Raw genomic sequence first — 13703 nt, forward strand, 5'->3', positions numbered from 1 at the left:
ATGCCGACGCCTAGGACCGCAGCACCGACCGAGAAGATCTTCCCGGCCCTCAGCAACCTCGGGTACTTCTCGGACTACTACCTCACGCACCGCCTCGACGCGGGGCTCGGCGAGCTGCACGGGCGGTGGGATAAGTCAGAGCGGGTCGCCGAACCGACGGCGCGAACCCGGGTGCGCACACTGTCCCGTGACTTCGATCGGTCCCGTGTCCAGGCATCCTCGACCTCCCCCGATGCCTCGGTTCTCGATCAGGATCGGTTCGACCTCGGTCAGTTGCCTGCCGACGGTGTGCGAGCGCTGCAGACGCTGAACCGTGCAGTCCTGGGCGCACTTGGATGGGATCCCGACGAGCGGGAACCCGTGGAGTTGACCTCTGGCGATAAGACGTTGACGGTGCCCGTCGCGCACCGCTGCGAGACGCCGGAAGGGGTGTTGCTCGTCGCGCTGGAGACCGTCTTCGGCACCGATCCGGCCGCCCTCGTCGCGAGCCGGTCCGCCCCGGCGGGCCGGCTGCTCGACCCGGTGCTGCTCAACGGCAAGCCGGCGGGCCATACGGTGCTCGACGCAGCCCAGCTCATCTTCACGTCCGACGACCCACCCGGCTACATCCTGGTCGTCTCGGGGGGCGCCGTCACGCTTCTGGATCGCGAGCGTTGGGGGGAAGGCGTGTCGCTCGGCGCGAACCTCGAAGACGCGCTTGCGCGACACGATGTAACGGCGAAGGGCGAGCTCGCCGCGATCGCCGCCTTGTTCAGCTCGGATGCCATCAACCCCGGTGACGGGGCGGAGAGCACGCTCGCGAAGCTCCTTGATCGCGCGTCGAATGAATCGGCGGGCGTGTCGAAGGAGCTGCGTCACGGCATCCGGCGCAGCGTGGAGCTGCTTGCGAAGGCCGTGGTGGCGGACGTGCGCTACCGCCGAAGGGAGGCGTGGACCACGATCGACCCGCAGGATCTGACGCGCCAGAGCCTCAGGTACCTCTACCGCATCATCGTCCTGCTCTTCGCGGAGGCCCGTCCCGAGCTCGGCATCCTCCCGAGTGACGATCCCGACTATCAGGCCGGGTACAGCGTCGCCCGTCTTCGCGATACGGCGCTCGTTGACCTACAGACCGACCACGCGAAAAACGCGCGCCATCTGCAGGCGTCGCTCGACGTGCTGTTCCGGCTGGTGAACGACGGCCACGAGGCTGCTCAGGCGCTCGACGGCGACGGCGTTCGCGACCTCACGTTCCCAGGCCTTCGATCGTCCCTGTTCGGGACGGAAGCATGCCCGCTCATCGACCGCACGCAACTGCGCGACGAGACCCTTCAGGAGGTCATCGCGAACCTCTGCTTCACGCGGGAGCGCACCGGCGCGCCCCGTCGACCGGTGTCGTATTCGACTCTCGGCATCAACCAGCTCGGCGCGGTGTACGAGGGGCTGATGGCGTACAGCGGGTTCCTGGCCACCGAGCCCCTCTACGAGCTCGACAAAGACGGCGATCCTGACAACGGATCCTGGGTGATCCCGGTCGACCGGGCGGCAGAGTTCGCGGACGACCTGTTTCTCACCGAGGAGCGCCACGACGGCTCCAGGGCTCGGGTGCGCTACGAGGAGGGAGAGTTCGTGTTCCGGCTCTCCGGCCGTGATCGGCAGCGGTCGGCGAGCTATTACACACCGGAGATCCTCACCGAGTTCACGGTCCGTCATGCCCTGGATGTGCTGTTTCAGGAGCGTCCGGGACTCGACGCGGCGGGCATCCTCGATCTCACGGTCTGCGAGCCCGCCCTCGGCTCCGGGGCCTTTCTGAACGAAGCCATCACGCAGCTCTCGGTGCGCTATCTGAAGGCGGCTCAGGATGAGGCCGGCGAGACGATCGATCCGGACCGGTACCAGCTCGAGCTTCAACGGGCCAAAGCGCACTTCGCGGTGAACCAGGCGTTCGGTGTCGACCTGAACCAGACTGCGGTCGAGCTCGCCGAGGTCAGCCTCTGGCTGGGGTCGATGCACGCAGGACTGCAGGCGCCATGGTTCGGGGGGCGGCTGCGAGCGGGCAACAGCCTCGTCGGAGCGCGTCGAGCGACTTACACCCTTAAGCAGGTCGGCAACGCTGCGTGGACTGGGGCGGCTCCCCAGGCTCCGAAGGATCGAGCCTTGAGGGACGTCCCGCTGGGGTCGGCAGCGGACATCCATCACTTCCTGCTTCCCGGGCAGGGGTGGGGGGCCGCCGCCGAGGCGGACGAGGTCCGGGAGTTGGCTGCCGAATGGACCGACGACGTCAAGCGCTGGCGCGCACGAGTCCTTCTCGCCCCGAACAAGCGGCAGACCGAACGCCTCGGCGCGCTGGCGACCCGGGTGGAACAACTCTGGGCAGAGTCGCTTGCCGAGGTCCAAGGACTCTGGTCGGCGACGCGGCAACACGTGGATGTCTGGGGAGCGGCGACCCCGGCCGGCGGCCGTCGGTTTGGCGATGAGGCCATTCGCCGGGTCTTGAGCGATCCCCGGTCGGCGACGACCAGGCTTCGAACGCTGATGGACGCCTGGTGCGCCCTGTGGTTGTGGTCGCCGCAACACGGCGTTGGTCTTCCGACCTTCGACGAGTGGCTTGCAACGGCGGAAGCCCTCCTGCGAATCGACGAGCCCTGGCAGTCAGGAGTGTTGTTCGCGGACGAAGGGGCGCTTCCGCTGCCTGCGGGGAGCTCGATCGATGACGTGACATCGCGACACCCGTGGCTGGCTCAGGCTCGAGGTATCGCCGAGCAGCAGCGGTGGTTCCATTGGGAGCTTGAGTTCTCCCCTGTATTCGCGGCCGGGGGCTTCGACCTGCAGGTCGGGAACCCGCCATGGGTACGTCCGAGGTGGTCGGACGCCGACGCTCTGGCGGAAGCCGATCCGTGGTTCGGTGTGACGAGTCCGATGCCGGAGACCGAGAGAAGCGCGCGGCGATCGGCTGCGCTGCAGGATGGGCGGTCGCGAGCTCGGTACCTCGCTGAGCGCGCGGAGAACGCGGGCCTGAACGCGTGCTTCGGCGCCGTGACCCGGGAAGAGCTCTTGGGCGGACAACAGACGAACCTCTACTTCCTGTTCATCACGGGAGCTTGGAGGCGCGCCAAGAGCGCTGGCGCTATCGCGTTGATGCACCCCGAGGGTCATCTGGGTGACCCGAACGCCGCGACCTTGCGGGCGGCGGCATATCGCCACTACCGCGCGCATTATCACTTCATCAACGAGTTGCAGCTGTTCTCGGAGATCAGCCATACGAAGGAATACGGCGTTCACGTCTACAGCGGGGACCGGGGGCATGTCGAATTCGTCCAGTCCGCCTTCGTCTACCACCCAAGCGTCATCGACCGGAGCGTTGACCACGACGGTACGGGTGAGCTTCCCGGCAGGAAGCTCGCCACCGGGGGGTGGGATGTTCGTCCACACCGGGAACGGCTGGTTACGGTCGACGCCGACGTCCTCGCGGCCTGGGCAAAACTCCTGGCGTATTCGGTCCCGGAGTCGGCGCCGGTCGTGAAGTCGGTGACCACCGCGGAAGCCGCGGCCGTCGAAGCGATCGCGAAGTACCCGCATCGTCTCGGCGACGCGACGCACTTCTGGACTCGCGGTTTCGACGAGCAGACAGCACCGCGGCGCGGGCTAATCGAAGAGCGCACCGCGGTCCCCGCATCCTGGGACGAGGTCATCCTTCAAGGGCCACACGTCGGGATCTGCTTGCCCTTCGCGAAGCAACCACGGGTGACTGGCCGGCATCAACAGGATTACGCGGCTTGGGACCTCGCGAGCCTTCCGGAGACGGTGGTCCCACGGACCAACTGGCAACGGAAGGCGAATCGCGCCGACTTCGACAAGGAGATCGCCGAGTGGGACGGCACGCCGAACACCGAACGGTTCCGGCTGATGGTCCGCAGGCAGATCGCTTCGAACACCGCTCGTTCCGTCTTCGGTGCGCTCATCCCGCCCCGCCCGTCGGCCGTCAGCGTGTGCTATCTCGGCGGTCTGACCGACGATCGACAGACCGTTGCCTTCACCGGTCTTTTGGCGGGCATCCTCGCCGACTTCTTCGTTCGCGTCTCGGGTGCGACCGATCTTCATTCGAACGTCGTCGCACGATTCCCGATTTCGGCCGAGGACGAGCCGCTGGCAGCCCCGCTCGTGCACCGGACGCTACGGCTGAACGCATTGACGAGGGAGTACGCACCGCTCTGGGAGGGACTGGTGCATTCCGATTGGGACGTGGATGAGTTCACCAACTCGGGCGCAGCAACCCGCTCCCTTGCTGCGCCCCCCAAGACATGGAATATGGGCGTTCCGGTACGCGGCGAACTCGACCGATGGCTGCTCCTCACGGAACTCGACGCACTCGGCGCCCTGATCGTCGGCGTCGATGTCGAGGCATTGACGGCGGTGTACCGCTCGCAGTTCCCTGTGCTCCTAGGCTACGAACACCAGATGCTGTTCGACGCGCGCGGACGACAGCTCTGCGGCGACTGGCACCAGTACGGCTTCGTCCAAGCGCAGATCGAGGCGGAGGCAAAGGCGAGCGGGAAGCGCGGTTGGAAGAAGGTGTGGCCGCGTGTGCAGGCATACATCGACGGCGACACCGACGTGGACCTCGGCCCCTTCGTTCCGCCCTTCACGCCGGCCGACCGAGAGAAGGCGATGTCGCACGCGTACCGCACCTTCGCGGAGCGATACGAGATCGACGTCCCGGCTCCGGCGACACCTGGAACGACAAGAGAGCCCGCATGATCCCGTCGCTCGTCGCCGGCGACCTCCGGACAAGCATCGTCGAGTACCTGGCGACGACGTTCGCGCTGTCCGAGGACGACACCTACGCAAAGCTGACGGACTTTCTGCTCGACAAGGAGGAAGGGATCTTCCGCGGACCGTATCTCCGCGTGCGGCTTCCATTCGTCGAGGCCTCCGATGACGCAGATCTCGGCGTCCGGTGGACGCCACCGGACTTCAGGCCCTACGCGCACCAGGTTGCCGCGTGGCAGCGGCTGGCCGGCCGGAGTCGTACCCCCAAGCCGACACTCATCACCACGGGGACGGGTTCCGGCAAGTCCGAGGGGTTCCTCGTCCCCATCGTCGACCACTGCATCGCCGCACGAGAACGCGGTCAGCGGGGCATCAAGGCGTTGATCCTCTACCCGATGAATGCGCTGGTGACGGATCAGGAGCGACGTATCGCGGCCGCACTGACCGATCCGCAGGCAACGGCCGCCGGGGTCCGAGCCGGCGTCTGGATCGGCGACGACCAGAGCCTGAAGGCGCGTCGCGACATGGGGCCGACCCACCTCGTGTCCGACGCGTCGGCGTTGATGGACGACCCCCCGGACATCCTGCTGACGAACTACAAGATGCTCGACCGGCTGCTGACGACCCCCGCCCGGCAGCGACTCTGGGCCGCCAACACCCCGCCCGCTGACCGTGAGGGGTGGCGGCAGGCTTTGACGTATCTGGTGCTCGACGAGTTCCACAGCTACGACGGCGCTCAGGGGACCGATGTCGCCATGTTGCTCAGGCGTCTCGGGCACCGTCTGGGGGTCGCTACGGCGGCGACTCCTCTCGCCGGGATCGCACCGGTCGGAACATCGGCCACGCTCGGGTCCTCGCCGAGTTCCGGGGCTGACATGTGCAGGTTCGCCGAGAAGGTCTTCGGTGTCCGTTTCGATGCGTCGTCGATCGTCGGCGAACAACGACAGACCGTCGCTCAGGTCTGCCACGACATCGACTTCGCGCTGCCCGTCCCGGCGCCCGCCGATGTCGCGGGTCTCGACCCGGAGGATCTGGATGGCCTCGCGCGGGCCTTCACCGGCGAGCCGTTCGACGATGCGCAGGTCGTGGGACGGCGGCTCCTTCGGCACCACGTCACAGCATCGTTGCTGCGAGTGGCCGCCGACCGCCCGCGGCTCTGGTCGGACGCCGTGGCCGGTGTTGCCCAGTATGTGCAGGAATGGGGCCGGGTGTTGGCCGACGAGCCGGCCACGGTCGCGGTGGCCCTCGAGCGGTTCGTCGCATTGATCTCGCAGGCCCGAGGTACGACGGCGACCGGGGGAACCCGTGCGCTGTTCAGCGTCGAGGTGCAGGTCTGGATCCGCGAGGTCACCCGGCTCCTTCGCGCGGTGACGAAGGACCCGGGGTTCCGTTGGTCCGATTCACCGCCCGAGCCGGACCGGGCGACGATCGATCTTCCCTCGGTGCACTGCACGTCGTGCGGGCGCTCCGGCTGGATGGCGCTTGCCAACCGCGCGAGCGGGCAAGGGGCGGCGGCGCTCGAGCGCCTGGTGAACGATGATCCAGCCGGACCGTACACCGCGGCGGTACGGGACCGAGAGCGCACCAGGACAATGCTGCGCGCCGATCCGAAAGAGCCGGACGTCCTCTGGCTCGATCCGATCGGTGGCCAGGTCTTCTCGGTCGACGAAGAAGACCGGCGGATCGCCGTCCTCGTCGGAGGGATGACGGGCGACGACCGGACGGAGACGTCCCGAGACGCGGCGGCGGAGGAGCAACGGTGCCCGTCGTGCGGGACGAAGGACGCGATCCGATTCATCGGCTCGCGCGTGACCACCCTTGCAGCGGTGGGCATCACGCAGATGTTCGGATCACCGCACGTTGCGGACGACGAACGGAAGCTTTTGGCGTTCACCGACTCCGTGCAGGACGCATCGCACCGTGCGGCCTTCTTCTCGGGGCGGACCCACCGCTTCAACCTGCGAGCCACGATGTCGAAGGCCGTCCAAGAGCGCGGGCGACTGCCTCTGCAGGACATCGCCGCGATCGCGCTGGGCAGCGCAGACGCGCAGGACCGGCCGGCGGACGCGCTGTTCTCGCTCGTTCCGCCCGACCTGCTGTGGGAGGAGGATCTGATCGACGCCTGGGCTCACCCGGGGACGAGCGGGGCTGCAGCGGCTCGCGATGCGATCGCGCTGCGACTCGGTTTCGATGCCGTGCTTGAGGCCGGGCTCCGGTCGCGGTTCGGTCGCACGCTGGAGACCACGAACACGGCGACGCCCGAGATCTCGCTCACTGAGGACGAGTGGACTCGCATCGTCGCGTTCGCGACCGAGACCGTGCGGGCCAACGCCGGGACGTTGTTCTCGACAGAGCCGGGCGACATCCGGACGTGGATCGAGGGACTCCTCCAGCGGCTCCGACTTCGGGGCGGAATCTTCCACCCGTTCCTGGATGATTACGTCAAGGAGAACGGTCGCCGCTGGCTGATCTGGGGCGGGGGACACCGCCTAGCACCGAAGTTCCCGAAGCAGATATCGGCACCGACGTTCTTCACATCCTCCGCGTCTGACGACTTCGACGCCGTGGCCGGCGCTCAGACCTGGGTCGCGTTGTGGACGAAGAAGGTGGTGGGCGTCACCGGCCCCGGCGCGGACAGGGCGGTCCGCGACGTCATCGACGAGCTTGTGCGGATCGGTGTCCTGGAGCAGCGAGTCTCGACGAAGGGCCTGGTGTGGGGCCTGCCGCCGGATCGGATCGCGTTTGTCGACGTGATCCCGACAAGCAGTGGGACGTTTCCTCCGGCCGAGGTGAGATGTGACCTCTGCGCCACGAGACATCACGCTGCGCCCGATGACCTGGCGCGCTGGGTCGGGCGACCGTGCCTGAGGCTTCGGTGCACGGGGCTCTACGCGGCATCCTCCAATCTGCCGACGAACTACTACCGCGGGCTCTATCGCGAAGGACGCATCCGTCGGGTGGTCGCGGCGGAGCACACCGGTCTCTTGGACCGCAAGCACCGTGAAGCCGTCGAGACGGGGTTCAAGGACGGAGGAGGACCTGAGGCGCCCAATGTCCTCGCCGCGACGCCCACCCTGGAGATGGGAATCGACATCGGCGATCTCTCGGCCGTGATGCTGACCGCGGTACCGCCGACACAATCGAACTACGTTCAACGGGTCGGACGGGCCGGGCGTCGCACCGGCAACTCGTTCGTGACGACATTCGCCGAGGGCGATCCGAGGAGTCTGTACTTCCTGCAGGATCCGGAACTCATGATCGCCGGCGAGATCACGGCGCCGAACTGCTACCTCGACGCGATCGAGATTCTGCGGCGGCAATACCTGGCCTTTCTCGTCGACCGTGCGGCGGAGGGGCCGTCCGGACCGCTGCCTGCCGCCGGGGAGATGCCCCGAACGATCGGGCAGACCGCCACGTCGGGGATGCAGCCCGGCGGGTGGATGCGGGTCATCCTCGAGGCCGGAACGGGGGAGGGAATGGTCACCGCCTTCGTTCGTCTGTTCGGTGTGCATCTGGACCCCGCCGTCGCCAGGCGCCTGAAGGACTGGGCGGCAACCGACATGACGCCGCATGTCGAGCGCGTCATTGACCGCTGGCACGCGCAACTCAAGACGTTGACGAACCAGCGGGAACGCTTGCGTGACCGCGAGAAGGCGCTGAAGGAGAAGCCGTCACAGACGCCGGACGATCAGGCCGCTCTGGGGCGCGTCGTCTTCGAGCTGCGCTACCTCTCGAGGCGGCTTAAGCAAGCACGAGAAGCCGTCACCCTGAACGAGCTCGAGGCGCTCGGCCTGATGCCGAACTACACCCTCTTTGACGACTCCGTCACGCTCGAAGTTTCCCTCTGGAGTCCGAACCCGGAGCACGACGAAAACGACAAGAAGTCGCGTCGATTCATCTCGGAAGGGGGCGAGTACGTTCGGCCGGCGAGTCGCGCTATCCGCGAGCTCGCGCCGGGGAATTGGTTCTACGTCAACGCCCATCGGGTCCGTATCGATGCGGTCGACAACGGGACGGAACACGAACCGTCACATCAGCGCTGGCGGCTCTGCCCCGAGTGCTCGTGGGCGACGATCGACGCCGCGGAGAAGTTCACCAAGTGTCCTCGGTGCGGGTCGCTCGGCGTGGCTGACCAAGGGGCCACCCTCAACGTCTTGCCCTTGCGCATCGTCTCGTCAACGGAGCGTGAAGCGACCGCTCGGGTGGGAGACGAAAGCGACGACCGTGACCGGGAGTTTCATGACGTCCGGACCCAGGTCGATATCGACACTGAGGACATCAGCGCGGCTTGGATGCACACGGACCCGGACACGGTCTTCGGTGTCGAGACCGCGCGCGCTGCGACGATCCGGTTCTTGAACCTCGGTCCTGGGCAGAGTCATCAGCCCCGTGCACTGCGCATCGGCGGCGTGGATGGTCAGGTGGGGCTCTTTCACGTCTGCGCGCATTGCGGTGGGGTCATGGGGATTCGCGGCGACCGCCGAGACCCTTCCGACAAGGACCATCACCGCACGTGGTGCAAGGTGCGGTCCGGCGCACGAAAGGAGCGGTGGGAGCCGCTCGCGCTGGTCCATGAGCTCGTCACCGAGGCGGTTCGAATCCTCCTGCCGGTTGCGGAGTACGAACACGCCGAACGGGTTGCTTCGTTCAAAGCGGCCTTGATGCTCGGGCTTCGGGATTCGTTCGGTGGTGATCCGTCGCACCTTCGAGTCCTCGAGTCCGACTTTCCCGCCCGAGGCGGCAGTCCGGAGGACCGCAACCGTTTCGTCGTGCTTCACGACACGGTGCCCGGTGGCACCGGATACCTGCCCCGGCTGGCGGACCCCGCGGCGCTGCAGCGGATACTGAGCCGCGCTCGCGACCTGATCACCACGTGCGAATGTCAGACGCGAGGCAAGGCCGGCTGTCATCGGTGCCTGTACGGGGGAATTGAACGCCACGAGCTCCCCGTCGTCTCACGAGACGTAGCCCTCGAGCTGCTAGACGAAATCCTCGTGAAATGGAACCTCGAACCCGCCCCCGAAGGAACGATCACGGGGGTCAACCTCACCCCGGTTGTCCAGTCGGAGCTCGAGCGGATGTTCAAGGCGCTGCTCCTGCGGTGGGTCGACCACGCTCCGGCGCAGGTCACCGCACGCCCGGATCCGGAGCACGCCGCCCGGACGCGTTTCGAAGTGCGCTTCCAGGACGGGCCTCACTGGGAGATCCAAGAACAGGTGAACCTGTCGGCGCATCAGACGGTTCCGGACTTCTACGCAACAAGGGTCGACGCTGCCGGAACGCCGCCCATGGCGATCTATCTCGACGGCTGGGAGTACCACGGCAAAGACTCGGCGCAGATCGACTGGGACGCCGCACGGCGGACGTCACTTCGCGAGTCCGAGATCGGCGTCTGGACGATGACGTGGCATGACGTCAAGGCCGCGTTCGACGCGGCGAAGACAAATGGCAAGGTCGGAGCCGTGACCCCGGTCGCGATGCCCGCGCGGAACAAGGCGTCTACCGCGATCGTCAAGCAGCTTGGGGAGGAGCACTCGCTCGCCAACGTCCTGAAGCTTGGGGCGTTCGAGCAGCTGATGGCGTTCCTCCGTGCCCCAGAGGCAGCCGGTTGGCACGCGGTTGCCACCGGTCTGGCCCTCGGCCCGATTCACAACGGCATCGTCTTGGACGTTCCCTCGGTCGAGCTCGCGGTTCACCAGGCGGTGCTCCATGGCGCGCCCGAGGCGTCACCGGTCCCCTGCGAAGCGAAGGCCATCATGTGGGAGAGCGCAGGCGGGCTTCGAGGGCATTCGATTCTTGACCCCCGGGCGGACGCGGGACGGACCTGCACGACCGTCCTCGCACTCGACACCTCGGCGCCGGTCGCACAGGACGAGTGGGCAGATTGGATGCACCTCGGCAACCTCCTCACGGGCCTTCGAGATCAATCGATCGTGACGACGACGAACTCGTTCGTGCCGGACGAGTCCGAGGCGAGCTCCGCGGTCGCGGAGCCGACGGCCACGGGCGCGAGCATCGCCGGCCTCGGCATCGAGTCGGCGCTCGAAGACTGCTTCGATGCTGCTGCGAAGGCGCTGGCCATCGCGGCAGCTGCGGTCACGTACGACGATTTCGTGGTCGGGTTCGAGCCGGGCTGGGCGGACGGAACCGTCGTGGAAGTCGCGTGGCCGACTCGCAAAGTCGGCATCCTGGCGGCAGGGGCGGATCATCCAGAAGACGCCCACGGGTGGGCCATCCGCCCGTCGGACGAGTGGGACCCGCAGAACTTGATCGCCGCCCTCGAGCCGAAAGCGGTCTGATGCCGACCCTCGTCTTCGCCAAGCAGTTCCTCGATGACTTCGCCAAGCTCCAGCCGGTCGTTCGTCAGAAGGTTCGTGAGCTTCCGGACAAGTTCGAGCACGCCGCCCACAGCGGCGTGCACCTGGAGAAGCTGAACGCCTCGAAGGACGACCGCGTGCGGACCGTTCGCGTCGACGGCTTCTGGCGGGGAGTCGTCGTCCGGCTGGGGGAAGCGCGGTACGCGCTTCTTCGAGTCATGGCGCATGACGACGCCAACGAGTGGGCCGTGCGCCAACGCTTCGGCGTGAACCCCGTGACCGGCATCGTCGAGATCCTCGACGTCCCAGGGGTCGCCGAGCACGTCTCGGCTCTCATGGGACCGGACGCTGGCCCAAGGCCTTCGGGTGATGATTCCGCGGCGTTGTTCAGCGAGCGACGGGACCGCGACTTTGCGCAGGTCGGCGTTGACGAGGACCTGGTGCCCATTCTTCGACGGATCGCAACCGAAGAGGAGCTCTACTCGATCGCGAACTATCTGCCGGAAGCCCAGGCCGACGCCGTGTTGTTGCTGGCCGACGGCAAATCGGTCGACGAGGTTTGGAAGGAGATCCAGGCGTCGTATGAGGTCGACCCGACCGAGGCGATTGACACGAACGATCTCGACTCGGCGCTCACACGCCCGGCGAGCAAGTCCTCGTTCATCGTCACCACGAACGACGACGAGCTCGTCGAGCTCCTGACCGGGGATTTCGAGGCCTGGCGGACCTTTCTCCACCCCGAACAGCGCAAGTTGGCCGAGAAGCCGGTCTACAACGGTCCGGCCAGGATCACCGGCGGGGCCGGTACCGGGAAGACCGTGGTGCTCATCCACCGGGCGCGGTTCCTTGCCCGGGCGCTCAACGAATCCGGTGACACGACGGGCCGCATCCTCGTTGCCACGTTCACGCGAAGCTTGTCGAGCAACCTCGAACGGACCCTCCGGACGTTTTGCGCGCCCGAGGAGTACCGCCGCCTACAGGTCACCACGGTCGACGCACTCGCGAGTCAGGCATTGGCGTCGGCGTCGTCGAGACTGCGACCGGCACAGTCGGACGAACTGCGCGAGCTGGCGCACGAGGCCGTGGGGATGACGGGCCTCGACGAGCTCGGTCTGGATCAGCGATTCCTGATCGCCGAGTGGGAACAGGTCGTGCTGGCTCGTGGCATTCGCTCGCTTCCGGAATACGCCACGAGCCCCAGGCCCGGTCGCGGGGTCCGGATGACGCGCCCGCAACGCAAGATCGTGTGGAGCGCCATAGAGCGTCTGACCGCGGACCTCGCCACGAGGCACCGCGCGACGTATCTGCAGTCGGCGGATCTTGCAGCCGACCAGTTGGCCGCGCGAAGCGGCGAGACGCAGGGTGGCCGGTTGTTCGCCCACGCGGTCATCGATGAGGCGCAGGACCTCCACCCCGCCCAGTGGCGCTTGATCCGAGCAGCGGTGAATGAGGGCCCGAACGACCTCTTCATCGTCGGCGACGCTCACCAGCGCATCTACGACTACCGGGTCAGCCTCAGCCGGCTCGGGATCGAGACCCGCGGCCGCTCGCGCCGGTTGAAGATCAACTACCGGACGAGCCAGGCAATCCTCGCGCAGGCGCAGCGGATTCTGCGGGGCGAGGCTGTGGACGATCTGGACGGAGGCGTCGAGGAGATCGCTGGCTACCGCTCCGCGTTCGATGGGCCGGCGCCTACCTCAGCGCGTTTCGTCACGCCTGCAGACGAGGCCCAGTATGTGGCCGACAAGATTCAAGCGTGGCTCGCCTCTGGTGTCGCTCCGTCGTCTATTGGGGTGACGGGCCGGACCCGCGCCGTGCTCAAACCCGTGCAGGATGCGCTCTCGCGCGGGGGCATCGTTTGGACCGACGTCGCAGACGATGGCACCGGTGTTCGGACGGCAACGATGCACTCTGCGAAAGGGCTCGAGTTCGCGAGGCTCGCGCTCGTCGCGCTCAACGCCGACACGGTGCCCCTGCCAGCTGCCGTGACTTCGAAGGGTGAAGATCCGGTACAGCACGAGCTCGACCTTCTTCGCGAGCGGTGCCTGTTGTACGTCGCCTGCACTCGAGCGAGAGACGAGCTGTCGCTCACCGGCTCGGGGACGCCAAGCATGCTGTGGGCTGAATAGCAGCGACGAGCGCTGGAACACCGGCTGTGCTGGTGGACGGCACACTTTCGCCAGCCGATTGAACCGGTCCCGCCTAGAGTCGGAGTTAGGCGGGTGCGAGAAATAGGCGCATGGCACGTCACGAGGTCTTGCGGGGCAGAGTCAAACAGTTCGACCGCCCCCGGTGGGGCCCTCTGCTTGGACTTGATACCTCTGCGCCGAACGAATTCATGTGGATGTGCGAAGTCGAACTGGATGACGGTCGCCGAATCCAGGCCTACAAGAACGCGCGGACCCGCGGGTACCTGCACCTCGACGATGAGGGCTCGACGTACGTTCACGTCGGTGGCGGGTATCGACGCATTGCCGTGAGCATTGCGCTCCGATGTGCACGCCCACCTCCCGCCTCCAGCTGAAAAGAGCCAGGTGGGCGGGTGGGTGTGGACATCTGAAGTGGCCCCTCTGTCGACGCTTGAAGTGGCCCCACCTGCGGTCGTGATCGTCGGGCCCCGCGCGACCGTCGTCAGGC

General features: G+C 66.9%; 3 protein-coding genes. All 3 read left to right on the forward strand.

Annotated elements, in window-relative coordinates; translation table 11 throughout:
- From AB0L40_RS05945 to AB0L40_RS05955, 3 genes are read left to right on the forward strand one after another with little or no spacing between them, the layout of a single operon-like run.
- On the forward strand, positions 1–4737 hold the full coding sequence (locus AB0L40_RS05945; RefSeq protein WP_364350650.1) for a hypothetical protein: 4737 nt from the start codon (positions 1–3) through the stop codon (positions 4735–4737).
- Entirely contained in the window at positions 4734–11048 is a 6315-nt protein-coding gene (locus AB0L40_RS05950; RefSeq protein ID WP_364350653.1) for a DEAD/DEAH box helicase, read from the forward strand. The genes AB0L40_RS05945 and AB0L40_RS05950 overlap by 4 nt, the downstream gene beginning before the upstream one ends.
- Positions 11048–13195 (forward strand): UvrD-helicase domain-containing protein, encoded by a 2148-nt coding sequence (locus tag AB0L40_RS05955; protein ID WP_364350656.1) that lies wholly within the window; start codon positions 11048–11050, stop codon positions 13193–13195. Before AB0L40_RS05950 ends, AB0L40_RS05955 begins: the two co-directional genes overlap by 1 nt.
- The last annotated feature ends 508 nt before the right edge of the window (positions 13196–13703 follow it).

The organism is Patulibacter sp. NPDC049589 (assembly GCF_040675535.1).
Taxonomy (GTDB): domain Bacteria; phylum Actinomycetota; class Thermoleophilia; order Solirubrobacterales; family Solirubrobacteraceae; genus Patulibacter.